Genomic DNA, 25,370 nt, shown 5'->3' on the forward strand with positions numbered 1-25,370 from the left:
TGCAAAGAGACCTACTACGACTTGCCCGGTAAAAAGCGTCATTTCAAGAAAGTGGATATGCACAATCCCAAAAGCCACTTGGGCCTATGGCTCGGTCAAGAGTTCATCGTCGTCAAATAACCCATTTGTGCTGGTACTGCCTTCACCACTCGGTTGCGTGGCGGTGTTGTGTTGCCGAAATCTGAAACCATATGCGTGATATCTTGAAGAAAACCTGCTTGTTGCCACTCTCATTGCTGATGGCGATCTCTGCCTCGGCCAACAACGCGGCACCACTCAAGATCGCCAACGTCATTATTCCGGCCAGTTTTGCTCAGGCACTGGCAGAAGGGCTGGTCGTTCCAGTTCGTCTCCAGTACTCGGATAAAAAAAACCGGCTAGACACCCTGACCGATAACCCGATCGGCAATGCCACCCTACTGCTGCAGGACGGCAAGCTGCACCTGCTGCACATCGATTTCGGTGTTGGCCAGCAACAAGGTCTGCTCAACGATCAGCTTACCGCCATGCTCGCCAGTGAACAGAAACGCACGTTTTCTGCCGAGGGTCGCTTACAGATAGATGCCAATGCCAGTATGCAGCTTGACCTGGTGTCCATGTTGCTGACGATTCAAGTCTCACGCGAAGCATTCGGTCAAGCCAGGCAACCGGACAACCGGGTGACCTTGACTCCGACTGTCGACACCTTGACCGGGGTGCATCGCTACAATCTCGGCTACTCCTTCAACAACAATCGGCAAAGCGGTCATAGTGACTCCAGCTTCCTGCAACTGGACAGCACCATCGGGCTGGGGGCTCATCACGTGGCGCTGGACGCATCCCTCTACAATCTTGGCGAACCTGAACAGAGCGGTGATATCTATCGTGTCATGTACGAACGAGATCTGGACGATCGCCGCATTGCAGCCGGCATGGTCTCGGCCTGGGATCTGCAGACTCTGGGGGTGGTGACCGGCTTGAGTGCTGGCCGCATTTATGGGGCATCGTATGGCAACCAGGCCATGTCACGTAAACAGAACGTCGACGCGTCGACGACCCCGGTACAAGTCTTCATGCCTGCTAATGGCGAGGTCAGGGTGTACCGTGAGGATCGCCTGATCAGCCTCCAGAACCTGGCTATCGGCAACCAAAATATCGACACCTCGGCTTTCCCCAGTGGCATCTACAATGTCACAGTCGAAGTCTATGTAGATGGACAGCTGGCCAGCACCACGACCCAGCGTGTTACCAAGTTGGGCGGCAGTCTGGGCTTTACTCAGGAGTGGGGATGGCAATGGTGGGGAGGCATGATGGAAGACGCCCAGAACAACGGTGATTCGCCGCTGTTGGGGGTATCGCTAGCGCGTTCGCTGGATACTCTGGAGCTGGCCACCACAACCTATACCTTCAAGGATGCAGCGGTAGGCGAAGCGCGTGCAAAGTGGCAGGCAACCGATCGTATCAGTGCCCAGTTGCAAAGCATGCTGGCCTCCGACCAATCGTGGCGATTCGTATCCAGCCTCACCCTGCAGGCCCATGACAATGCCTCCCTCTGGGTCAGCCAGGAAAAATTGAACGCAGGTGATGCCCTGGGTGGGAGTGAAACCGAGCTCTACTCTGCCGGCATCACGCTCAATCTGGGGGGCTGGGTCAGCGGTCTCGGCCAGCTCACCTTCAACACCCTGCGCGACCGCCATATGAATAGCGATCGCAACTATGCCGATTACTACCAACACCTTTATGCCGGCAGATACGGAAACCTATCGATGCGCGCCAGCCTGCAGAATGACAGCGGTACGCTCAACGGATTCAATAACAAGAGCATCACGCTGGATTACTCGATCCCGTTCGACAACCTGTTCAGCTTTGGCATGAGCAGCAACGAGCAGGGCGAGACCACGGCCAACGTCAACTACCAGAAACGCATGGACGGTGTCATCAATCTGGCCTCGTTCAATGTCTCGCGTATGGTGCACGGCAGTGATGAACACAATATGGCGCTCTCAGGCACACTAGGGTTCGAGAACAGGGTCATCGGCGGCACCATGACGCTGGGCCGCGGCCACGGTGGCGACATAAATGGCAACCTGATTGCGCGCGGCGCTCTAGTTAACACGGAAGAGTCACTGGTCGCCTCGAGCCGCAGCGCCTCAGGGGCCGGCGTGATTATCAATACCGGGATCGATCGCGAAGGCCAGATGCTCGCCAAGGTCAACGGTCAGGACTACCCCCTGCAAGGGGAACAGACATTCCTAGCACTCCCACCCTATCAGGAGTACGAGGTGGAACTGCTCAACAGCAAGACGGGCAAGGACAGCTACGATATCAATACCGGCAAGCAGCACTACACCCTGTTTCCCGGCAACGTGGCCACCTTGGATGCAAGCAGCTCAATCAAAGAGATGGTCACCGTCTTTGGTGTGATACGAGCCGAGGACGGTAGCCCGCTGGTCAACGCCCGTATCGACAACCATATCGGTACAGCCATGACAAATACCGCCGGTGAATTTTCCTTGGATGTGGATAAAAATCATCCTACATTAACATTTAAACATGGCGATAAATATTGCGAAGCGAATATGGACCTTTCAAGTCATACAGGGGCTGCCTGGGTAGGTGATGTTCTATGTAGAGGCCTAGAAAGTTACGCGATGAGATGATTACATTACACAGGTATCAAAATGAGAATAAAGCAACTAAGTCTATTTTTTCTTTTAACATTACTTATATCGCCAATAGTAAATGCTATCAATGTGACTATTCTTCCACCAACACAAAGTAAGTTTATCAGTATAGAGGACAGAGATAATATTTATATTGGTGCTCTGTCAAGTGGAGCTAGAGTCACAGGTTCAAGTAACTTTACCACTCATCCTGATCACGGTGGACTGTCTTATGTTTCTGATGGTGAAGATAGAACAGTTCCCGGTATGCCTTGGGGTTATATTTACAATATAGAAATATGGGAGGATAATCCTATCGTTAACTCCCCTTACCTAGGATTACACTGTTGGAAATATCAGAGTGGCTGCCAGTCATCTATCTTTGAAGCAAACAACACTTCAATTAAAAATAATGGTTTTCGTCTAGTCACTCATGATAGCAGTGCTCGCTTGATAAACCCTAGAATAAGCCAAGGGTATATGAATTATCTAAAAGGAATGTCTGTAGGAAATCAATTCACTACTAATATAAACTACTGTTGGACAGTCAGTTTATTCTATGGGGTTGACTGCACTACCCACAGTAATGCTGTCGCGGATAACAACCGTTGGCATAAAAAAAGCGTCACCTTCATTAAAGAGGGGCATCTTCGTCTATACAATATTCCTCTCTCTATTGATGTAATGATCTCAAGTAGTGGAGAGTTTTATGTTTCACCTAGCTCTCGAGAGTGTGAAGCACTAATAGTTGAAGGAAATTATGGTGTAGCATGTCGCTTCCTGACGCATGAGTTCACTCTTGCATCATCCATAGATATCGATATGTTATCACTCACTCCAAGCATTAAAGATAGTAGATTGACATACCTCTCACAGAGTGACTTTCAAATAAGCACGGATAAGGGAGTTTGGTATAAACAGGGTTCCAAGATGCCATTTAGCCAGTTAATGAAATCAGATTCTGTTTATGTCTTCTTGTCAAATAATATGATAGGGCAAATTTCTAAAATTCCTCCTCCGAGAAGCCTTGTCGACATGTTTAGATTGATTGTGAGTAATGACCTTCATCCTGGTAGCGGATTTTATGAAATAAAAGGATCTGCTGATGTTAACTTTACCAGCAGGCAGATGTCCGTGGCTATCAGAGAAAAAGATGGGTTAAGCCAACCAGTCAAAATCGGTACAGTGGGCCGTGATAAACTCGAATTTGAATATTTTATTACTGAATCAGCCAGCGTACCATCGGAGTCATTGGAAGTATCTGTCAGACAGGACTTAGGGTCACCATACGAAAAAAACTGCACATTCTATCCCCCTAACAATGTTAATCAGACGTTGGCAGTTCCAATTCCAGCCAGAATACTCTTCACTAACCGTATTGGCTCATCAAAGAACATATCTATCCAAGTTAGCTGTGATGGCACTCCATTAGATCTTAGGCCGTATAACATTATCGAAAGTCGTTCCTCCATCCCTTGGCAAGAGTCTGATAATGTTACAGGGGCGATTCGCTTCTATGATATCAGCTTGCTATTTGACCTCAGATCCAATCAGGTATTCGAGACCATTGAAGGGGAAGCATGGGAAGGAGAAGTGTATCAAAGTGGTACTATCAGTATAAAAAGCGTGTGGAAGTAAACAGATGGTATGGATGCGATTCAAAGTGCTGACGTTCGTAGCCTTTTCTTGGCCAACATTTGCCATAGACATCGGAACGGCCACAACCGTAATGGCTTCCTCGGATGACTTTTTGGCTAAAACAGTCACCAATAACAATACGACCACTAAGGTATATGAGGTTAAGGTTAAAAAAATCACGAATCCCACGACCAGCGGCCAAGCGATAGATATGCCTGCGGGGGAACTTCTATATTCACCAAAACGCTTTGTTCTATCTGCCGGACAACAGCAGAATGTCAAAGTCTTCTACAAGGGCTTGGAGGACCATCAGGAGCGATATTATTGGCTGACCTTCATTGAATCTCCCACCGCTCAGCTGGCAACGCAAGAAGTTAGTGACGTGACAGGGACTCAAGAGATGAAAGTGGCACTGCAATCGATTCTGGTGGTTCGCCCACGGCGGGTACGTTTTGAATATCAGCTAAACTTGGTCGAGGCGAGCATCACCAATACCGGCAACACCTACTTCGAATTCATGGTCAAGCAAGGCTGTGAGCAGCCGGACAGCGAGGCAGACAGCAAATACCTGTTGCCTGGCGAGACCTACAAGAACCCGAGAATCGGCCAAGCAGGGAACCAGAAGCTGATCGTTTATCAGTCCCGCTTCATCCCGGTCGGCAAGGATTGCTGGCCTGACTAGTCGCTTGCAACCGGGCACTTGAAAATGGCCATGTCCTAATTACATGTTGTATGAGGTGCTTGGGCATCCTATCCAGCAAACCTGAAATCGTTAACAACGCAGCTTAAATACGCAAAGAAAACTGAAAAGCGATTTTGTGATGACGAATCACACTTAAAGTTTGTGCTGTCAGATCAAAAGACTATCGAAAGGTCGTGTTTTGAGCATCATGCTGTGGTTTCAAAAAGGTATACCCCATATAAACCACTTAATACCCTCTCGAAAATCATATTGAAACCACTTATATTGAACCAATAGTTCGGAACCACTTTAAACAGACTGATGGGGGTTCAGTGTTCATACGGGCGTATTTACGTGCATCGACTGTGGAACAGGATGCTGAGCGGGCACGAGAGCTGCTGATTGGTTTTGCTGCTGAGCATGGCCATCAGATTGCCAGTTTCTATGTAGAGAATGAGTCGGGGGCGACGCTGGACAGGCCTGAGCTTATGAGGCTGATCCGCGACGCTGCAGATCGTGACATTGTGCTGGTAGAGCAGATTGATCGTCTGGCCCGTCTCAATCAGACAGATTGGCAAACACTGAAGCAGTTGTTGGCCCAGAAACAGCTCTCCATCGTTTCTCCTGAACTTCCGACTTCCTGGGTGGCATTACAGGGGGACAGTCGTTCCGAGTTCACCAGCGCCATCTTGCTGGCTGTAAATGGCATGCTGCTGGATATGCTGGCAGCCGTCGCTCGCAAAGACTACGAAGATCGCCGACGCAGGCAGAAGCAGGGTATTGCCAAGGCCAGGGATGAGGGGAAATATCGCGGTCGCCAGAAAGATGAAAAGAAGCGTCAGCACATCGCCAGGCTGTTGGTGACAGGCCATAGTTATTCCGCGATCCAGGAGATGCTTGGCTGCTCAAGGTACCTTATCGCCAGTGTGGCCAAGGAGACACGCAGTTAGCTCCAGAAGTAGTAATTTTTGATGACCGGCCCACCCTTGCGCTGTGGACGTGGGGTTGTCTTGAGGGTTTTCGCTGTCCAGATAAGGGCGATGCTCAGCGCTGTGAACAGCCCGGCGGGCCAGTGCCAGCAGGTGAGGGCTGCAAGAGCCATTAACTGCAACCAGGCCGTGATGGGGCGCCTGGTGGCCCAGGCCAGTATTGGCCAGCACCAGTAAACCGGTGGCAGGCAGATCAGCAGCCATGCAAACACCGTGTCGCCAAGTGCCATCAAGCCCAGCGCAACCACCGCCATGAGGGCGATATCAGCGATCGGTTTCATGGTGTCGCTCTTTTTTGTGCATTTTGTAGCTATACAGACTCCACACGAAGACAAGCGTGAAGAAGGCCAGCAAGCCTAACATCCCCCAGCTGAACGCATCCATCGTGTTACTCCACCACTGAACATAATTTCAGCATGGCACCGAAGGCATTGGTTTTCAATCAACTTATTGAAAATGTTGATTTTGTTCGCTCGTGACAAAGTTGGAATACTGGAATCCAGTGGCTTATTGACCAGTGGAATCAGCGCCCTTATCCCCGGCCAATCTCTGTCCAATTCCTTTCCACATAACTATCTATCTGGAATCTTGGTGCGGATATTCCAGATAGTGGAATGCCGCTTCAGAACGAGCACTTGGAACATTGATAGGGGCCTTCCCATCTATCTGGAATGTTCGTGCTGTTTTTCGCTCTGGAATGTTGGCCACTCTGTCTGAGGTGAGTGGGAAAACCCGGTGTGCTGGAATTGATGGGGGCAGATTCCTATCTATCTGGAATCTTAGCCTCTGCATTCAGCGAGAGCCAAACCGGCTGACTTGCTATGGGACTAACTCAAGCGATGCCCTTCAACAATCATTCACTACGGCCTAGTTATGCCATTGCCAGACGTTTCCTTGACCCGAAGGCATGCCATCAAGAGCTGCTCCCCATGTTGTTTTATGAGTCTGAAATCAATAACACCCGGCTGATTTTATGAGAGAATTTTGAGCAATATTGTCCCCCGACCGGAAGAGTGCTCATGGCCGAGATCATTGCCTATCAGGCGCAACTTGATTTGGCCAGAAAGGTAACGCCGGTTGACCAGATCCCGGAAAAAACCTTAATCGCTGGCATTTAGGCGAGGGTAACCTGATTGAGCTGCCATCGAGCAGATCGCCATCTCCAACCAGTGGGGAACCGATACCGAACTGTTGCTGCAGGGTATGACACAGTTGGGCTACCAGATTGAAAAGGTCTAGCAATACAAGGGGATATTGAGGTTTGACGGGCCATCCATCCGATGATGGGCTGGCCGTGATATCACCGATAAGCAAACCACGCTGGCAGGCCAAAAACCGTCAAACAACAACCCCAGCGTAAGTTGCATAGCAACCAAGCGGCCGGGGTCATGTTGCTGGCAACCTTAAAGATACGCCCTCTTTCAGTCAAACATTTTTGCCCCATTTTGTGACGGATAGGGTGTTAGTCGAGTGGGTATTAAAGCAGGATCTCAAAGGCTCTTCAGCTACGTGAGAGCCTGCTTGAAATATCAATATTACAAGGAGTTGCGATGCTACATGCAATCCTGCATGGCAAGGCTGGGCGTATCGAGCGGGAAGGGGAATCCCTGCGCTGGCGCGACCTGTTTAAAGGCAGCGAAGATCTGCTAACTGCCACTTTCTTTGGCCGTCTGCCCCACCTCTCTGACGGTGCTCTGCGTGCCTTGCTGCACTTTCTACTCGGTGACAATCCGCTAGACCCGGCCACCTTTCACCGGCTGGAGCTGTGGCCAAAACTGGCATCGCTGCAGGATCGCCGTTATGTCGAGCCCGATGTGTTGCTCCACTTTGACGACGCACTGGTGGTTATCGAGGTGAAGCCCCCGTTCGGTGGTGACCAGTATCGGGAGCAGTGGCTGGCACAGGTCAATGCTGTGGTCAGCGAAGCCGAGTTTGATGACTATGAAGACCGGCTATATTACGTTGCGCTTGGTAATATCCCTGTCGCCCCGCTGATTCGCCCAGAGCTGCCCGCACGCTTTGTCCAGATGACCTTGCGTGAATGGGAGCCACTGCGCCGCTATCTGCAAACTGCCTCCGAGTTTGAATCCTGCCGTCAGGATCGCGCCATTCGCGATGAGTGGCTGCAGGCGTTTGAGCTGTTTGGCATGGCCCCGGTGGTGCCTGAATGGGCGCCGCTGTTTGCCTACGCAGGGCTGCTGGACCTGGATTGCGGGGTGATGTCTGAGCGGGAAACTCCCCTACCGGCTGAACCTACTGGTTGGGCTGCTCTGCTCGACTATGCCGGGACATTGCACCTCTCTCGCCCCGATTTCTCTTTTTTGAATCACTGACTTTGGCTAAGGATGCCGTCATGCAACACGATCTTGAACAGACCACCCAGCTGGTTACCCAACTGCAAAAAGCCCACCGACTCGCCGCCGGTTTCTACCAGCGTATCCTGCCGCTATTCGATCAGATCGCCAGTCAGGCGCTGGACGCCGAGTTCTGGTATTGGGAGCCCAGCGAAAATAGCCGCCCCTGCCGCTCGGGAACCCGCCCATCCAGCAGTTGGGCATGGGACTATCTGCCACTGTTTGCTTCTACCCATTGTTACCGTGATTGGGGTGGCGATACGGCCGAAAAGAACGATATCACTCTGGCTTTCCGCCTTTACATTGATAGCGATTTTCGCCATACCTCAGTGCTGCGGGCAGGGGTAAAAGGCCAGCCAGACCCTCTGCAACTTGATGGCCAAGCCATTGTTGAAGTGAGTCTGTTCCGTTGTCTGGAAGATAGCGACAAGCATTTCGATGAGCTGTGGCGCCCGGTGCCTTGGCCCCTTCATCAACCGGATTGGAAGCAAAGTGAGGAGTGCGGCCAGCTCGCCTTGTGCTCCAATCATCTGCCGCTCGCCCAGCTGCTTGCCGACCCTGATAGCGTGGCTGATTGGATCAAAGAAATGAACCATCGCTGAGCCTGTGGTTGGCTTGGGATCGCCAACCTAGTGGAGCCTGATGACTTTACTGGCGGTCTCTCGCCAAAATGTCATTTGGCTCTACCAACCCCCCTTCCTGTTTCCATCTTAAATTTCACATCCGAAAATTTTCCAGAAAACGCTGTAAGTGCCCAAAACGGGCACTTACAGCGGTCTGGATTTCGTTAGGTCCCCGGTACGCTCTTGCATGCTGATGTTTGTAACTAGGAGACAATCTGCATGCGCGAACAAAATTCGTCAGTTTTCAGTGATCCGAATGGGGCAATCCTGAAAGAGCTTTATGAGCTTAAGCAGTTGGTAATCCAGCAAGGACAGGCGCAAAAAGAGGTGCTTTCTGCCGAGGAGTGCGCTGAGTTGCTGGGGGTTTCTGTCTGCTATGTGTACCGGCTGACCAGTGAAAAGCGTCTGCCGCATTACAAGCCACAAGGCAAAAAGATCTACTTCAAGCGCGTTGAGCTGCTGGACTGGCTGCTCTCCCACCGCATTTCACCAGACGCCGAACTCACTGAGCATGTAACCAAGCGTGTGCGGCAAGCTAGCCATGGGCGGTTGTGAGGTGGGTATGACACAGGATCTGATTACATCTCTCTGCCCCCAGGATCTCCGGTCGGCTTTTATTGAACCTCCGAAACCCCTCGATTTTGTCCTCCCGGGGCTGCCTGTTGGCTGCGTTGGTGCGTTGGTGTCACCGGGAGGGGTGGGCAAATCGATGTTGGCATTGCAACTGGCAATGCAGATCGCCGGTGGGCCGGATTGGATTGGACTTGGCAAGCTGGGCAGGGGAACCTTGCTCTACCTGCCTGCTGAGGACCCTTGGCCTGTACTGCACCAGCGCTTGTTTGCCTTGGGCGGAGGTCTTGATGCTGAACTTCGTGCCAACGTCGAACGAAACCTTCGTCTTATACCGCTGCAGGGCTCCAGTCCGAATGTGCTGGATAGCCATTGGTGGGAAGCGATTGCTATATGGGCTGAAGGGGTGAGGTTGATTGTCATCGATACTTTGAGGCGCTTCCACGATGCCGACGAGAACGCGGCCTGTGCCATGACGCAGGTACTGGGTCAGTTGGAGCGGCTGGCCATGAGGCTGGGATGCGCTGTGTTGTTTGTACACCACACCAGCAAATCCGCAGTATTCCAAGAAGTTGGCGATCTGCAGCAGGCAAGCCGTGGTTCGTCGGTGCTGGTAGACAATGTGCGCTGGCAGGGCTACCTCGCCACTATGACCAAGAAAGAGGCGCAGCAGCTGGGTGTATCGGCAGAGAAGAGCAAGCTTCACGTGCGGTTTGGGGTAAGCAAAAGTAATTATGGGCCGCCACTACCGGAGTGCTGGTTGGTGCGGGGGGACGGTGGCGTGCTGTATCCCGCTCCCGCTAGGTTGGGCGTAACACGCCGAGCGGGAGGCAAACGTGTCTTGCTTTGAATTGACCCATGCTAGGCATGACCATATGCACTGTCTTGCACCCGGGTTGTTTAGGGCGATCTCGCATGGCCAACGCCGCCGTGACAAGCTGGAGGTGATTTACCGTTTCGGTGGTGGCAATCAGATCGAGTTCTCCGGGCCTGAGCCGCTGGGTGCAGATGACCTCCGTGTGCTTCAGGGGTTGGTTGCCCTGGCTGGACTTGAGTCACAAAGTAACGAGATTGAGCCAGTTGCGGTGAGCGAAACTGGGGCGATATTGCGAGATCTTCTGGATCTTCGTTGGGCTGCCAACCAGCAAAGGGTATTGGTGGTCAGAAGCAGCCTGCGCAAACTGGCCAAGGAGGTTGGATACGCCAATCCTCGGGATACCAATACTGTACGTTGCTGTATCGAGCGATTGTGGAAGGTGTCGGTGATCGCAAAGGTGGCTGGCCAGCGTAGCGGCTTTCGCTTATTGGCGAACTATGTCAGTGACACTCAGACTGATGGACTTTTTTTGGCGCTTAATCCCTTGCTGACCTACGCCATTATGGGTAATGGTCGCCATGTTCGTATCGACATGACAGAAGTTCGGCACTTGAATGGCAGCATCGCTCGGTTGTTGCATCAGCGGCTATGTGCCTGGGTGGATTGTGGTCAGAAAAGGGCAGTGCAGTTAGACACCTTGGTCGCTTATGCCTTTCCCGATGAGGTCAGCACGGCCACCCATCGCAAGCGGCAATCACGAGTTCGTAAGGCATTGGATGAGCTGACTGCTTTGGGCTGGTCTATCTGCGAACATGCCAAGGGGCGCTTTACCATCGGCCGGCCTGCACTATCACGATAACGGTCACAAGCCAATTCAGTGAAACCCAGTTACCGCTTGGGCTGCAGGGCGATCCTGAAATCCGATCTATATTATCTAAGATAATCTAGGCCAGCGCATAGTTGCGCTGGCCTATTTGTTGGCTCTTCCTGGCCATGATCTCGTCGAGGGTGCTTCTATCACCCCAAGACATTGGGGAAATCGAGCATGGCATCTCGGCGCCGCGATTCAAGAATGTCGGCGTAGATCTCGGTAGTTCTCAGCTCACTGTGCCCCAGCAAGCGGGAGAGGGCATAGATATCGACGCCGCGGTTAAGCTGGATGACGGCGAAGGTATGACGCGCGCTGTGGAAGGTTACCTTCTTGGTTATACCCGCCAGCAACGCCCACCGGGTGAGCTCCATGTTGTGCCAAGCCGAGTACTTGAGGCCCTTGAAGATCCGCTCTGTTGCCTTGCCTGGGCGCCCCATCAGCTGCATCGCCATGTCATTCAAATCTAGGTATTGCAGGCCGCTGGTCTTTTTCTGGGTGAAGACGATACGGTAATGGCTATAGAAGGGCTCCAGCTCGGCCCAGGTCAGCTTGTGAATGTCGGACCAGCGCAAGCCAGTGCAACAAGAGAACAGAAAGGCGCGCTTAAGAACGTCGTAGCGGCACTCGGCCTGGGCCAGGGCTCGTACCTCGTCTTCGGTCAGATAAACCCGTTTGTTCTTCTCCCCCTGGATAGCTTTGACTCGTCGTACCGGATTATCCGGTAGCAGCCGTTCCTGCTCAGCCTGGTTCAGGGCCGCCCTTAACTTGTTGAAATAGGCACTCTGGGTGTTGCGGCTCAGTGGTGTGCCGCTTTTGGTTCGGGCTTTGTGCATCAGGTAATGCCGAAAACCCTCCAGGAACAGCTGATCTACTTCCTCGAAAGTCAGCTCCGGCAGCTTATGGTACTGGCGTAAATGCTTGAGGGCTGATATCCAGATGGAGTGGTTGCTCTTGCTGCCTGCCGCTTTTTGGTCTGTAACCTCTTGGAAGTACTCGAAGAAGCTGGCCTTGTAGGCGTTCGAGAAATCCAGATGGTGTTTACCAGTCTCGTACTCGAAGAGTCGCTTGGCGCGGATGGCTTCGGCTGCTCGCTGGGTTTCTTTGTTGTGGAGTCGCTGTGCTGGTGTACGCGGCTTGTCGTACAAGAAGAGATCTAGGGGCTCTCTGCTGCGTTTGTGCTTGCGGATGCCCGTGGTTGGTTCAAGGTAGGAGCCGGCGTAGTAGGTTAAGCGCAGAGCGCGCTTGCCTTCGGCGTCCGGTGCGCAGAATTCGATGCTGATCTTCATGAGTGTCCCCCGAAAGTACCCCGAGAGGTTACTTCGGGGTACTTTCGGGGTAAATTCTCACGAAACAAGATCAGGCAAGAATAGCCAGTAAAAAACAAAATCCAATATTTACAATATCTTATGTTCTCACTGGCTGCTTTTTATTGCTGATTTTTCACCACATTACTTCCCGATGCAGAAGCTGGAGAAGATGCGGCCCAGCAGATCGTCGGAGCTGAATTCGCCGGTGATCTCGGAGAGGGACTCCTGCGCCAGGCGCAACTCTTCGGCCACCAGCTCGCCAGCCACGAACACTTCCAGTTGCTCTTTGGCCACCAGCAGGCGCTCGGCGGCACGCTCCAGCGCATCCAGATGGCGGCGGCGGGCCATAAAGCCCCCTTCGGTGTTGCCCTGGAAGCCCATGCAGGCTTTCAGGTGCTCGCGCAGGGCAGGCAGTCCCAGCTCGGTCTTGGCGGAGATGCGGTAGACGGCGTGGCCCAGCTCCTGACTCGGTGCCAGATCCTCGCCGGTCAGGTCGGCCTTGTTGCGAATGACGGTGAGGCCGATGTTTTTTGGCAACCGATCAACAAATTCCGGCCAGATCTCCCGCGGGTCAACAGCGTCTGTGGTGGTGCCATCCACCATAAACAGCACCCGGTCGGCCTGTTCGATCTCGGCCCAGGCGCGCTCGATACCGATCTGCTCCACCTTGTCCTGAGTGTCGCGCAGACCGGCTGTATCGATGATGTGCAGAGGCATGCCATCGAGATGGATATGCTCGCGCAGCACGTCGCGGGTGGTACCGGCAATCTCGGTGACGATGGCTGACTCGCGCCCAGCCAGGGCATTTAGCAGGCTCGATTTGCCAGCGTTGGGACGACCGGCGATCACCACCTTCATCCCTTCCCGCAGCAGGGCGCCCTGTTTGGCTTCCCCGCGCACGTCGTCCAGCTCGGACATGATGGCGTAGAGGTCGCCCGCCACCTTGCCGTCGGAGAGGAAGTCGATCTCCTCGTCCGGGAAGTCGATGGCCGCTTCCACATAGATGCGCAGCCGGATCAGGCTCTCCACCAGTTGCTGGATTTTGCTGGAGAACTGCCCCTGCAGGGAGTGCATGGCGCTGCGGGCGGCCTGTTCGCTGGAGGCTTCGATAAGGTCAGCGATAGCTTCGGCCTGGGCCAGATCCAGCTTGTCGTTGATGAAGGCGCGCTCGCTGAACTCGCCGGGGCGGGCAGGGCGGATGCCATCGATTTTCAGAATGCGGCGGATCAGCATGTCCATGATGACGGGGCCGCCGTGGCCCTGCAGCTCCAGCACATCCTCGCCGGTGAAGCTGTTGGGAGCTTTGAACAGCAGGGCGATGCCCTGATCCAGTATCTGGCCTTGCTCATCCTTGAACGGCAGATATTCGGCGTAGCGCACCCGCGGGAGCTTGCCGAGCACTATCCCGGCGACCTGTTCGGCGGCGGGGCCGGAGACCCGGACTATGCCGACGCCACCACGGCCTGGCGCGGTGGCCTGGGCCACGATCGTATCTGTTGTCATCTTGCTTGGCTCGTTTGTTCGCTGATAGGAAAACGTAGTGGGAGACATTGTAATAAAAAAGGCGGCCCGAAGGCCGCCTCTTTTGTCATCACGGGAAGATTAGCTGCGTGAATGCAGTCCTTTCTTCTCCAGCTGACGATAGATGATGGTCTGCTGGATGATGGAGATGACGTTGCTCACCAGCCAGTAGAGAGTCAGGCCAGCCGGGAACCAGAGGAACATGAAAGTGAAGATGATCGGCATGAACTGCATCACTTTCTGCTGCATCGGGTCGGTTACGGTGGTCGGGCTCATCTTCTGCAGATACCACATGGAGGCACCCATGAGGATTGGCAGCACGAAGAAGGGGTCCTTCACTGACAGGTCAGTGATCCACAGGGCAAACGGCGCGTGACGCAGTTCGACGGACTCCATCAGTGCCCAGTAGAGGGCGATGAAGATCGGCATCTGAACCAGGATCGGCAGGCAGCCACCCAGCGGGTTGACCTTCTCCTTCTTGTACAGCTCCATCATGCCCTGAGACATCTTCTGGCGGTCGTCGCCGAAGCGCTCGCGCAGTGCCGCAATCTTGGGTTGCAGCATGCGCATCTTGGCCATGGAGGTGTACTGGGCCTTGGTCAGCGGGAACATGATGCCGCGTACCAGCAGGGTCAGCATGATAATGGCCAGACCCCAGTTCTGGACGAAACCGTGGAACACGGTCAGCAGCCAGTGCAGCGGTTGGGCGATGAACCACAGCCAGCCGTAGTCGACGGTCAGGTCGAGATGGTTAGCCACCTTGGCCATCTGGTCTTGCAGCTTGGGGCCAACCCACAGTTTGCTGGTCACTTCGGCCTGTTGACCGGCAGCCACGTCAACCATCGGCGCCTTGTAACCGATGATGGCCTGGCCTTGACCCGGGATCACGCGGCTGTAGAAGCTGTTGGTATCGTCGGCATTCGGAGCCCAGGCAGAGACGAAGTAGTGTTGAAGCATGGCGACCCAACCACCCTTGGTGGTCTTGTTCAGGTCGGTATCCTTCATCTCGTCGAAGGTGTACTTCTTGTAGCGGGTATCTTCAGTGGAGAAGGCACCACCACGGTAAGCGCTGGCTACCATGGCATGACCTTCCTGATCCTTCGGTGTGGCTACGGTCTGCTTCAGCTGACCATAGAACTGCACCTGAACCGGCTCGGCAGATTTGTTGTCGATCTTGTAATCAACGCCAACGGCATAGTCGCCACGCTTGAGGATGAACTCCTTGGTGAAGACCACGCCCTTGCTGTCGGTCCAGGTCATCGGAACGACGACTTGATCCTGACCATCGGCCAGCTGATAGCTGGTCTGGGCGGCTTCATAGGTAGGACGACCTTCGGCCTGACTGTCCGGACCGTTGCGACCCACCAGACCGCTCTGGGCGATATAGAGGTGCTCAGGCTTGCTGGTCAGCAGCACGAACGGTTGGTCCTTGCCCTCTTCCAGTTTGTGAGACAGCAGTTCGGCAGACACGATGTCGCCACCCTGGGTATCCAGGGTCAGCTTGAGCACGTCAGAGGAGACGGTGATCAGCTTGCGTGCGGCAGTCGCATTGGCTTGCTCGGAAACCTGAGGAATATCACCGGTCTGACCGGCTTCAGGTACGAAATGTTCGGTTTGGGCCACGGTAGTCGGGGCCGGCTTCGGAGCCTTGTCGGACTCCCACTGTTGCCAGAGCAGAAAGCTCACGAACAGCAAACCGATCAGGAGTAGATTGCGTTGTGATTCCATAGTTTTCAGTTTCTTCGCTTTGGTTGCGGAACCGGGTCATAACCACCCTCGGATAAGGGATGGCATTTTAATAGACGTTTGCTGGCTAACCAAACGCCTTTTATGAAACCGTGAAGTCGGATGGCTTCTATCGCAAATTGGGAACAAGTCGGGGTAAAACGGCAGCGCGGCCCGAGCAGAGGGCTAATGATTAGCTGATACAGGCGTATCAGTTTGATAGCTACCCATTGCAACGGCGTGACAGGGTGCGCCATAGCTTTTCCAGTAACTTGAACAGTTCCTCGTTATCCATCTCTTTCACACCGGCCTTGGCGATCACCACGATGTCGATAGCGGGCAGCTGATGTTGTTTGAGGCGGAAACTTTCCCGAACCACCCGTTTGACACGATTACGCCAAACGGCACGCTTGAGTGCTTTTTTGGGCACAGCGAGACCAAGACGAGGGTGTTCGAGCGAATTGGGAGAAGCGAGAAGGGTTATCTGCGGAGAGGCGGCCCGGACAGGCTCGGCGAAAACGCGTTTGAAGTGTTCGGGAGTTAACAGACGTAACTCCCGAGAGAAGGTGTGCTGGGTAGGCATTAGACTACCAGGCGGGCACGACCCTTGGCACGACGAGCGGCCAGAACTTTACGACCGTTGGCAGTTGCCATGCGGGCGCGGAAACCGTGAGAGCGCTTGCGCTTCAGGTTGGACGGTTGAAAAGTACGTTTCATGATTCGATTCCGTATTTCTGTACAGTTTTGATTGTCACACTTAGCCGACGCGCCAGCTATAGCGTGTGACGACTAGCAAAAGAGGCCGAATTCTAAACAGAGTTCGGCTTTTAGTCAATCCGCCGTTCCCTCTCATCCTGCCATGGTCTTGAAAAGGCCACTGCCGAGCGTGAGGATCCAGAGGATCAAGGGCTCCGGATTATACTGGCAACCCGGGGTTAAACAAGGGATCCCTCAATAAAAAAGGCGGCCAAGCCGCCAAAGAGAGAGCTATTTAAGGACTTTCCGCAAGAACTCCCGGGTACGGGGATCCTTGGGATCGACCAATATCTGATCCGGCGGGCCCTGCTCGACGATCCGCCCACCTTCCATGAAGATCACCCGATCGGCAACATCACGAGCAAATTCAATCTCATGAGTCACCACCACCATGGTCTGGTGCTGGCGGGCCAACTCTTTCATCAGTCCCAAAACCTCGTCGACCCACTCGGGATCGAGGGCCGAGGTGGGCTCGTCAAACAGGATCACCTTGGAGTGTGCCGCCATGGCGCGGCCAATGCCGACCCGCTGCTGCTGGCCGCCGGAGAGGGAGGCCGGATAGGCATCCTGCTTGTCGGCGAGGCCAATGTCCTTGAGGATGCCGAGCGCTGTGGCGCGGGCCTCCGCTTTTGGCTGCTTCCAGACGGTGATCAGCCCTTCGGCGATGTTGTCGAGCGCCGTCTTGTTGGCAAACAGGGCGTAGTTCTGGAACACGAAGGAGGCCCGCTTGCGCAGCTCGATCGCCTGCTGTTCGCTGGCCTTGGCCAGATTCAGCTTGAGATCGTCGATGGCAAGGGTGCCCGCATCCGGGGTCTCCAGCAGGTTCAGGCAGCGCAACAGGGTCGACTTGCCGGTGCCGGAGGGGCCGATGATGACGACAATTTCCCCCTTTTTGACCTCCAGATCGATACCGTTGAGCACCTGATTGCCGTGATATGCCTTGGAGAGGCCGGTTAGCTTGATCATGAGAGCCCTCCTTTAATAGGCACGGTTGAGACGGACTTCCAGCAGATGCTGCAAGCGGGTAAAGAAGATCACCACCACCCAGTAGATCAGCGCCACCGCCATAAAGCTCTCGAAGAACTTGAAGGAGGAGGAGGCTTCCATCTGCGCCTTGCCCATGATCTCGGCCACTCCCAGAGTGAAAGCCAGCGAGGTGCTCTTGATCATGTCGATGAAGTAGTTCATCAGCGACGGGGTGGCGATACGGGCCGCCTGCGGCAGGATGATCCGCTGCATCGCCTGATAACGGCTCATGCCGATACTGAGCGCCGCTTCCATCTGGCTTTTGTGAATGCCGAGGATGGCTGCGCGGATCGACTCGGCCATGTAGGCGGCGAAGTGCAGGGTCAGACCGACGATGGCGGCGGTAAAGGCATCCATCCCCACGAAGATCGGGAACAGTTGCGGCAGTCCGTAGTAGAGCAGAAACAGCTGAACGAGTAGCGGTGTACCCCGAAAGAACGAGATATAGAGCATCGCCAGCCACTGAATCGCGGGGACGCGAAACACCCGTACTATCGCCAGGGCCAGCGAGAGTACGAGTGCCAGCACGAATCCCCACAGGGCCATTTCCATCGTGGTGCCCAGGTATTTGAGCAGGATGGGAAACAGCCCCAGCGTGTATTCGAGGTCAAATTCCATCATTTATTTGTCGGTGATGTCGGAAGCGAACCATTTCTCGGAGATCTGACGCAGGGAGCCATCCTTGCGCATGGCGGTCAGGGCCTCGTCGACCTTCTTCAGCAGCGCCTGTTTCTCCGGGGTCTTCAGGAAGGGCAGTGCGTTCTCGATTGTCTCGAACGGTGCGCCAGCCTGTTGCAGCGGCAGCTTGGACTCTTTGATCAGCTGGGCGGTGGAGACGCGGTCCATCACGAAGGCATCGATGCGACCCAGCGCGACATCCTGCTCGAAGGCGGAGTCATAGGTGCGGATATCGATCTTCTTGTTCGGGTCGTTCTTGCGCAGCAGCTCTTCGAAGTTGGAACCCAGGTTCACGGCCACCTTCTTGCCTTCCAGATCCTTGATACCGTGGATGGTGCTGTTGCCCTTGCGGACCACGATCTGGGCGCCGTCATAGACGTAAGGCTGGGAGAAGTCGTACTTCGCCTTGCGCTCGTCGGTGATGGTGATCTGGTTGGAGATGGTGTCGATGCGGCCGGTTTCCAGCATGCCGAACAGGCCGGAGAAGCTGGCGGTCACGAATTCGACCTTGTAGCCGGTGCGCTCGCCGATCTGGTTCCACATATCCACTTCAAAGCCCTGCAGCTTGTCCTGCTTGACGAAGGTGAACGGGAAATATTTGCCAGACATGCCGACCTTGATGGTCTCCTGGGCGATGGCCTGACCGGACAGGGTGGCGAGCAGGATGGCTGCGCCGGAAATCAGTTTGATGGATGTTTTCATGGTGTTTCTCTCTCTCAATGTCTTGTATTTGTAGTTGTAATAACTGGTTTGGCCCTGATGTTATTGGAATAAAATTTAAAAAATAAATGACATTTGGTTATATGAAATAACAGGAGAGAAGCACGGGATCGATCAATCAGGACGGTGGATCAAGCTGTGGGTAACTTTGGGGATGAAATCCGATCCAAAGGCGCTGGATCCTTGAAAGTCAAGGATCTTATTTGCTGGATCCACCGGGCGATGGCTGGAGATCCGGCGGCTAAAAACGTAGAATAGCCGGTCTTTAGTTAATCAATCGACAGGAGTTTAGAGTGACTGCTTCGCTATGGCAGCAGTGCCTTAACCGGCTGCAAGATGAGTTGCCCTCGGCAGAATTCAGCATGTGGATCCGGCCGCTTCAAGCGGAGTTGAGTGACAATACTCTGACCCTGTATGCACCGAATCGCTTTGTTCTGGACTGGGTACGAGACAAGTATCTCATCCGGGTTAACGGCATCATCAACGAACTCTGCGGGGTCGACGGCCCCGCCCTGCGTTTTGATATAGGTAATCGTCCCCATCCTGTTGCTGTCGCCAGAGCGCCGGTACAGGGTGCCGCGCCTGTGAATAACTTGCAGAAGAGCTGGGAAAGCAAGGCTGAAGCCAAGCCCGAGCCGAACCACAAGAGCAACACCAACGTGAACTATACCTTCGAGAATTTCGTCGAGGGTAAGTCCAACCAGTTGGCGCGTGCGGCTGCCCGTCAGGTAGCGGACAATCCGGGGGGTGCTTACAACCCGCTGTTCCTCTATGGCGGCACCGGCCTGGGTAAAACCCACCTGCTGCACGCCGTTGGCAATGCCATCAAGGAGAGTAAAAAAGATGCCAAAGTCATCTATATGCACTCCGAGCGGTTTGTTCAGGACATGGTGAAAGCGCTGCAAAACAACGCCATTGAAGAGTTCAAGCGTTACTACCGCAGCGTCGATGCCCTGCTCATCGATGACATCCAGTTTTTCGCCAACAAGGAGCGCTCCCAGGAGGAGTTCTTCCATACCTTCAATGCCTTGCTGGAAGGTAACCAGCAGATCATCCTGACCTCGGATCGCTATCCGAAGGAGATCAACGGTGTCGAGGATCGCCTCAAGTCCCGCTTCGGCTGGGGCCTGACCGTGGCGATCGAGCCGCCGGAGCTGGAGACCCGCGTCGCGATCCTGATGCGCAAGGCAGACGAGAACCAGATCCATCTGCCGGATGAAGTGGCCTTCTTCATTGCCAAACGTCTGCGATCCAACGTCCGTGAACTGGAAGGTGCCCTCAACCGGGTTATCGCCAACGCCAACTTCACCGGCCGTGCCATCAACATCGATTTTGTGCGCGAAGCGCTGCGCGACCTGTTGGCACTGCAGGAGAAGCTGGTCACCATCGACAATATCCAGAAGACGGTGGCGGAGTACTACAAGATCAAGCTGGCGGATCTGCTCTCCAAGCGTCGTTCCCGCTCTGTTGCTCGTCCGCGCCAACTGGCGATGGCACTGGCCAAGGAGCTGACCAACCACAGTTTGCCGGAGATAGGTGATGCCTTTGGTGGCCGTGACCACACTACCGTTCTTCATGCCTGCCGCAAGATCGAGCAGCTGAAGGAGGAGAGTCACGACATCAAGGAGGACTATTCCAACCTGATCCGTACCCTTTCTTCCTGATAACGGAATCGAGTGGACAGATGCAGCGCGAATATTCCAACCTGATCCGAATCTTTTCCTCCTAATCACAACGGAGAGCACAGATGCAGCTCGAAATTAGCCGTGAGGCCCTGTTACGTCCTCTGCAACTGGTGTCCGGCGCCCTCGGCGGCCGACCGACCCTGCCGATCCTCGGCAACGTGCTGCTTGATGTCAGCAACGGTCTGCTGTCACTGACCGGCACCGATCTCGAAGTAGAGATGATCGGTCAGGTCTATCTGAACGGGGCCAGCGAAGATGGCCGCACCACAGTACCGGCGCGCAAGCTGCTGGATATCTGCCGTGGTCTGCCGGAAAGCGCCGAGATCCGTCTCAATACCGAAGGCGAGCGCCTGATCATCCGGTCCGGTCGTTCCCGCTTCAACCTATCGACCCTGCCGGCGACCGAGTATCCGAACATCGAGGATTGGGAATCCGTGCTCGAGTTCGATATCAGCCAGCTGGAGCTGAAGAAGCTGATCGATGCGACCCAGTTCTCCATGGCCAGCCAGGATGTTCGTTACTACCTGAACGGTATGCTGTTCGAGAGCGAAGGTCACGGTCTGCGCACCGTGGCGACCGACGGTCACCGTCTGGCTACCTGCCGCCGCGAGGTGGTCGGGGAATCGCTGCCCGATCATCAGGTTATCCTGCCGCGCAAAGGGGTACTGGAGCTGGTGCGTCTGCTGGAAGCAGAAGACAAGCCGGTGCGGCTGCAGATCGGCCGCAGCAACCTGCGTGCCGCCCTCGATGGCTTCATCTTCACCTCCAAGCTGGTGGATGGCCGCTTCCCGGACTGGCGTCGCGTCATTCCGCGCAACAGCGACAAGGCCCTCATCGCCGGCCGTGAGGATCTGCGTCAGGCGTTTGCCCGCGCCGCCATCCTCTCCAACGAGAAATTCCGTGGAGTGCGTCTCAATCTGCAGGAAAACCTGCTGCGCATCACCGCCAACAACCCGGAACAGGAAGAAGCCGAAGAGCTGCTTGACGTACAATATGCCGCTGGCGAGATGGAGATCGGCTTTAACGTCTCTTATGTGCTCGACGTGCTGAATACGTTAAAATGTGACCAAATTCGGATTAGCCTGAGCGATTCCATCAGCAGTGCCATTATTGAGGATTTTGAACATCAGGATGCTCAGTACGTGGTGATGCCGATGCGGATCTAGTCGTGTCCCTGGTCAAACTCCAGCTCAGCGACTTTCGCAATATCCAGCAAGCCAGTCTCAAGCTGTCGCCCGGCCTCAACATTCTGGTCGGGTGCAATGGCAGCGGCAAGACCAGCGTGCTGGAAGCCATTCACTACCTTGGTCTGGGGCGCTCCTTTCGCACTCATTTGACCGGGCGGGTCATCCGCCAGGGGGAGAGGGCCTTTACCCTGTTTGCCCAGTGTGAACTGGAAGGGCGTCAGGTACCGATCGGTCTTGCCAAAGACAAGAGTGGCGAGACCCAGCTCAAGATTGCCGGGGCGCAGGCCCAGCGGCTGGCAGATTTGGCGGAGCTGTTGCCGGTGCAGTTGATCCATCCCGATGGCTTCAACCTGCTGACGGGCGGGCCTCAGGCTCGCCGCGCCTGGCTCGATTGGGGTGTTTTCCATCAGGAGCCGACCTTCTTTGCCCTCTGGGGACGAGTGCGGCGGCTGCTGAAACAGCGCAATGCGCTACTGCGCCAGAGCACCCAGTACCGCCAGCTGGCGTTCTGGGATCAGGAGCTGGTGCGACTGGGTGGTGAGCTGGCCGAGTTTCGCGCCAGTTATTGTCAGGCCATTACGCCCCTGATCAAGGAGATGACGGCGGATTTTCTGCCGGAATTCGATATCAGTCTCGGCTTTTACCGGGGCTGGGAGAAAGATACTCCCCTCGGCGATCTGCTGGAGGCGGGGTTTGAGCGGGATCGGGCGCTGGGCTATACCGGTGTCGGTCCACAGAAAGCCGATGTTCGCCTCAAGGCTAACGGGGTACCCGCTCAGGATATTTTGTCCCGGGGTCAGCTGAAGTTGCTGGTCTGCGCCATGCGACTGGCCCAAGGGCTCTATTTGAATCAACATAGCAGCCGTGGCTGTATTTTTTTAATTGACGATTTTGCCTCTGAACTGGATGTCGACAAGCGCCGCTTGCTGGCCGCAAGGCTGAAGCAGTGTGCGTCCCAGGTGTTTATCACCGCCATCGACACCGGTCAGCTCGCAGACATGATGGATGCGAATGACTGCAAGTTGTTCCACGTGGAACAGGGTAAAATCTCCGAAACGTTAGAGAAGGCAGAGAGTAAGCTATGAGTGAAAATACTTACGACTCCTCGAATATCAAGGTGCTGAAGGGCCTGGATGCGGTCCGCAAGCGCCCGGGGATGTATATCGGCGATACGGATGATGGCTCGGGTCTGCACCACATGGTGTTCGAGGTCGTCGATAACTCCATTGACGAGGCGCTCGCTGGCTACTGCTCCGATATTCAGGTCAAGATCCATTCCGATGGCTCCGTCTCCGTGCGTGATAACGGCCGTGGTATTCCGGTCGATATTCACCCGGAAGAGGGCCGCTCCGCTGCCGAAGTCATCATGACCGTGCTGCACGCTGGCGGTAAGTTCGATGACAACTCCTACAAGGTTTCCGGTGGTCTGCACGGCGTCGGCGTCTCCGTCGTTAACGCCCTCTCTGACAAGCTGTTGCTGACCATTCGTCGTAACGGCCACGTCTACGAACAGACCTATCATCTGGGTGAGCCGCAAGCTCCGCTCAAGCAGATTGGCGACAGCACCGGCACCGGTACTGAAGTTCGCTTCTGGCCAAGCCCGACCATCTTCAGCGACACCCTGTTCCACTACGAGATTCTGGCCAAGCGCCTGCGCGAGCTCTCCTTCCTCAACTCCGGTGTTTCCATCCGTCTGATGGATGAGCGTGACGGCCGTGAGGCGCATTTCTGCTACGAGGGTGGCATCAAGGCGTTCGTTGAATACCTGAACCAGAACAAGACCCCGATCCACCCGAAGGTGTTCCATTTCACCACCGAGCAGGATGGTATCGGCGTTGAAGTGGCGATGCAGTGGAATGACGCCTATCAGGAAGGGGTCTACTGCTTCACCAACAACATCCCGCAGCGGGATGGTGGTACTCACCTCGTTGGCTTCCGTACCGCGCTGACCCGTACTCTGAACTCCTATATGGACAAAGAGGATTACAGCAAGAAGGCCAAGTCTGCCGCCAGTGGCGACGACGTGCGTGAAGGTCTGATTGCCGTTATCTCCGTCAAGGTGCCGGATCCCAAGTTCTCCTCCCAGACCAAGGACAAGCTGGTCTCTTCCGAAGTGAAGACCGCAGTTGAGCAGGCGATGGGTGAGAAGCTGGCGGACTTCCTGCTGGAAAACCCGGGCGATGCCAAGATCGTGGTCAACAAGATCATCGATGCGGCCCGTGCCCGTGAAGCGGCCCGCAAAGCCCGCGAACTGACCCGCCGCAAAGGCGCGCTGGATATCGCCGGTCTGCCCGGCAAGCTGGCTGACTGTCAGGAAAAAGACCCGGCTCTCTCCGAACTCTACATAGTGGAAGGGGACTCTGCTGGCGGTTCCGCCAAGCAGGGTCGCAACCGTAAGAACCAGGCCATCCTGCCGCTCAAGGGTAAAATCCTGAACGTTGAGAAGGCCCGTTTCGACAAGATGATCTCCTCGCAAGAGGTGGGCACCCTGATCACTGCACTGGGTTGCGGTATCGGTCGCGACGAGTACAACCCGGACAAGCTGCGTTATCACAACATCATCATCATGACCGATGCGGACGTCGATGGTGCGCACATCCGAACCCTGCTGCTGACCTTCTTCTATCGTCAGATGCCGGAAATCATCGAACGTGGCTATGTCTACATTGCCCAGCCGCCGCTCTACAAGGTGAAGAAGGGCAAGCAGGAGCAGTATCTGAAAGACGAAGACGCGCTGCTGCAGTACCAGACCGCCATGGCGTTGGATGGTGCGACCCTGCACGTCAACGAGTCTGCTCCGGCCATCGGTGGCGAGGCGCTGGAGCGTCTGGTCAACCAGCATCGCTCGGTGACTCACCTGATCACCCGCATGTCTCGTCGTGCGCCCGAAGCCGTGCTGACCCAGCTGATCTATCAGCCGGAGCTGAACGAAGCGCTGCTGAACAGCGAGAGCGATCTGCTGGCCTGGTGTCAGGGTATGGAAGCCGTGCTCAACGAGAGCAACCACGGTATCCAGTACCAGATCCAGGTTCGTCGTGATGAAGAGCGCAGCCTGTACGTGCCGCACGCCGTGGTACGTCAGCACGGTGTCGACCGCGAATATCCGCTCAGCTACGACTTCCTGCAGTCCGGTGAGTACCGTCAGCTGGTTTCGCTGGGCAAGGAGATCGCCAACCTGATCGAGGAGGGTGGTTTCATCAAGCGTGGCGAGAAGGTGAAGCCGGTTGCCAACTTCGTAGAAGCCGTCGAGTGGCTGATGGGCGAAGGCAAACGCGGCATCTACATCCAGCGCTATAAAGGGCTGGGTGAGATGAACCCGGACCAGTTGTGGGAAACCACCATGGATCCGGAAGCCCGCCGCATGCTGCGCGTCACCATCGACGACGCCGTCGGTGCTGACCAGCTCTTCTCCACCCTGATGGGTGATGCCGTTGAGCCCCGTCGTGACTTTATCGAGACCAACGCCCTGCGCGTAGCCAACCTCGACGTCTAATCGATGCAGTCAGACAGATAGTAAAAAGCCGCTCCTTGTGAGCGGCTTTTTTGTTTTTGGGGAATTGAAAGCATGTTCCACGTGAA

At 55.0% G+C, this 25,370-nt stretch carries 23 protein-coding genes and 1 pseudogene; 14 read left to right on the plus strand and 10 right to left on the minus strand.

Going from position 1 to position 25,370, the window contains the following annotated elements; translation table 11 throughout:
* The 5 genes and pseudogenes from G5154_RS18380 to G5154_RS18400 form a co-directional block, all read left to right on the plus strand.
* A pseudogene (locus tag G5154_RS18380) lies at window positions 1-120 on the plus strand (hypothetical protein); the annotation flags it as partial.
* Between the two features lie 71 nt (window positions 121-191).
* On the plus strand, window positions 192-2,639 hold the full coding sequence (locus G5154_RS18385) for a TcfC E-set like domain-containing protein (protein ID WP_421251476.1): 2,448 nt from the start codon (window positions 192-194) through the stop codon (window positions 2,637-2,639).
* A 21-nt stretch (window positions 2,640-2,660) separates the two neighbouring features.
* Complete coding sequence (locus G5154_RS18390) at window positions 2,661-4,280, plus strand: hypothetical protein (protein ID WP_421251477.1); 1,620 nt, start codon at window positions 2,661-2,663, stop codon at window positions 4,278-4,280.
* A gap of 13 nt (window positions 4,281-4,293) precedes the next feature.
* Window positions 4,294-4,962, plus strand: coding sequence for a fimbria/pilus periplasmic chaperone (locus G5154_RS18395; RefSeq protein ID WP_421251478.1), 669 nt, complete (start codon window positions 4,294-4,296; stop codon window positions 4,960-4,962).
* Between the two features lie 332 nt (window positions 4,963-5,294).
* On the plus strand, window positions 5,295-5,912 hold the full coding sequence (locus G5154_RS18400; RefSeq protein WP_421251479.1) for a recombinase family protein: 618 nt from the start codon (window positions 5,295-5,297) through the stop codon (window positions 5,910-5,912).
* On the opposite strand, the gene G5154_RS18405 is transcribed toward G5154_RS18400, so the two are convergent.
* Window positions 5,909-6,232 (minus strand): hypothetical protein, encoded by a 324-nt coding sequence (locus G5154_RS18405; RefSeq protein ID WP_421251480.1) that lies wholly within the window; start codon window positions 6,230-6,232, stop codon window positions 5,909-5,911. The two genes, G5154_RS18400 and G5154_RS18405, sit on opposite strands and share 4 nt — an antisense overlap.
* A gap of 1,269 nt (window positions 6,233-7,501) precedes the next feature.
* On the opposite strand from G5154_RS18405, the gene G5154_RS18410 reads away from it, so the two are divergent.
* The 5 genes from G5154_RS18410 (at window position 7,502) to repC (ending at window position 11,174) form a co-directional block, all read left to right on the plus strand.
* Window positions 7,502-8,284: a hypothetical protein gene (locus G5154_RS18410; RefSeq protein ID WP_421251481.1), complete on the plus strand. Its 783-nt coding sequence runs from the start codon at window positions 7,502-7,504 to the stop codon at window positions 8,282-8,284.
* Between the two features lie 20 nt (window positions 8,285-8,304).
* Window positions 8,305-8,907 carry a hypothetical protein gene (locus tag G5154_RS18415; RefSeq protein WP_421251482.1) on the plus strand — a complete coding sequence of 201 codons (603 nt, stop codon included), beginning with the start codon at window positions 8,305-8,307 and terminating at the stop codon, window positions 8,905-8,907.
* Window positions 8,908-9,147: 240 nt separating this feature from the next.
* Complete coding sequence (locus G5154_RS18420) at window positions 9,148-9,483, plus strand: helix-turn-helix domain-containing protein (RefSeq protein ID WP_015848536.1); 336 nt, start codon at window positions 9,148-9,150, stop codon at window positions 9,481-9,483.
* Window positions 9,484-9,490: 7 nt separating this feature from the next.
* Window positions 9,491-10,348: a helicase RepA family protein gene (locus G5154_RS18425; protein WP_421251483.1), complete on the plus strand. Its 858-nt coding sequence runs from the start codon at window positions 9,491-9,493 to the stop codon at window positions 10,346-10,348.
* Window positions 10,335-11,174: a replication protein C, IncQ-type gene (repC, locus tag G5154_RS18430; protein ID WP_047439884.1), complete on the plus strand. Its 840-nt coding sequence runs from the start codon at window positions 10,335-10,337 to the stop codon at window positions 11,172-11,174. The genes G5154_RS18425 and repC overlap by 14 nt, the downstream gene beginning before the upstream one ends.
* A gap of 158 nt (window positions 11,175-11,332) precedes the next feature.
* Here repC and G5154_RS18435 read toward each other — a convergent pair whose 3' ends face one another.
* From G5154_RS18435 to G5154_RS18475, 9 genes are all read right to left on the minus strand, one after another.
* Window positions 11,333-12,472, minus strand: coding sequence for a site-specific integrase (locus G5154_RS18435; protein WP_421263976.1), 1,140 nt, complete (start codon window positions 12,470-12,472; stop codon window positions 11,333-11,335).
* Window positions 12,473-12,634: 162 nt separating this feature from the next.
* Window positions 12,635-13,996: a tRNA uridine-5-carboxymethylaminomethyl(34) synthesis GTPase MnmE gene (mnmE, locus tag G5154_RS18440; protein WP_421251485.1), complete on the minus strand. Its 1,362-nt coding sequence runs from the start codon at window positions 13,994-13,996 to the stop codon at window positions 12,635-12,637.
* 99 nt (window positions 13,997-14,095) lie between these two features.
* Complete coding sequence (gene yidC / locus G5154_RS18445) at window positions 14,096-15,742, minus strand: membrane protein insertase YidC (protein ID WP_421251486.1); 1,647 nt, start codon at window positions 15,740-15,742, stop codon at window positions 14,096-14,098.
* Between the two features lie 5 nt (window positions 15,743-15,747).
* On the minus strand, window positions 15,748-15,996 hold the full coding sequence (yidD, locus tag G5154_RS18450; RefSeq protein WP_075116235.1) for a membrane protein insertion efficiency factor YidD: 249 nt from the start codon (window positions 15,994-15,996) through the stop codon (window positions 15,748-15,750).
* Window positions 15,963-16,322 (minus strand): ribonuclease P protein component, encoded by a 360-nt coding sequence (rnpA, locus tag G5154_RS18455; protein ID WP_005342318.1) that lies wholly within the window; start codon window positions 16,320-16,322, stop codon window positions 15,963-15,965. Before rnpA ends, yidD begins: the two co-directional genes overlap by 34 nt.
* On the minus strand, window positions 16,322-16,456 hold the full coding sequence (gene rpmH, locus G5154_RS18460) for a 50S ribosomal protein L34 (protein ID WP_005307156.1): 135 nt from the start codon (window positions 16,454-16,456) through the stop codon (window positions 16,322-16,324). Before rpmH ends, rnpA begins: the two co-directional genes overlap by 1 nt.
* 270 nt (window positions 16,457-16,726) lie before the next feature.
* On the minus strand, window positions 16,727-17,461 hold the full coding sequence (locus tag G5154_RS18465) for an amino acid ABC transporter ATP-binding protein (RefSeq protein WP_040068428.1): 735 nt from the start codon (window positions 17,459-17,461) through the stop codon (window positions 16,727-16,729).
* A gap of 12 nt (window positions 17,462-17,473) precedes the next feature.
* Window positions 17,474-18,142, minus strand: coding sequence for an amino acid ABC transporter permease (locus G5154_RS18470; RefSeq protein WP_421251487.1), 669 nt, complete (start codon window positions 18,140-18,142; stop codon window positions 17,474-17,476).
* Window positions 18,143-18,901, minus strand: a complete 759-nt coding sequence (locus G5154_RS18475; protein WP_005339308.1) for an amino acid ABC transporter substrate-binding protein — start codon at window positions 18,899-18,901, stop codon at window positions 18,143-18,145. It abuts the gene before it with no gap.
* Between the two features lie 311 nt (window positions 18,902-19,212).
* Here G5154_RS18475 and dnaA point away from each other — a divergent pair, with 311 nt between their 5' ends.
* The 4 genes from dnaA to gyrB all read left to right on the plus strand — a co-directional run bounded on the left by dnaA (window position 19,213) and on the right by gyrB (window position 25,284).
* Complete coding sequence (dnaA, locus tag G5154_RS18480) at window positions 19,213-20,583, plus strand: chromosomal replication initiator protein DnaA (RefSeq protein WP_005339307.1); 1,371 nt, start codon at window positions 19,213-19,215, stop codon at window positions 20,581-20,583.
* Between the two features lie 83 nt (window positions 20,584-20,666).
* The gene (dnaN, locus tag G5154_RS18485) at window positions 20,667-21,770 is read left to right on the plus strand and encodes a DNA polymerase III subunit beta (protein WP_421236167.1); all 1,104 of its coding nucleotides are present in this window, start codon (window positions 20,667-20,669) and stop codon (window positions 21,768-21,770) included.
* 2 nt (window positions 21,771-21,772) lie between these two features.
* Window positions 21,773-22,876: a DNA replication/repair protein RecF gene (gene recF, locus G5154_RS18490; RefSeq protein WP_005339305.1), complete on the plus strand. Its 1,104-nt coding sequence runs from the start codon at window positions 21,773-21,775 to the stop codon at window positions 22,874-22,876.
* On the plus strand, window positions 22,873-25,284 hold the full coding sequence (gene gyrB / locus G5154_RS18495) for a DNA topoisomerase (ATP-hydrolyzing) subunit B (RefSeq protein WP_076494165.1): 2,412 nt from the start codon (window positions 22,873-22,875) through the stop codon (window positions 25,282-25,284). Before recF ends, gyrB begins: the two co-directional genes overlap by 4 nt.
* The last annotated feature ends 86 nt before the right edge of the window (window positions 25,285-25,370 follow it).

Source organism: Aeromonas sp. 600527, from assembly GCF_049175415.1.
Lineage (GTDB): Bacteria > Pseudomonadota > Gammaproteobacteria > Enterobacterales > Aeromonadaceae > Aeromonas > Aeromonas veronii_A.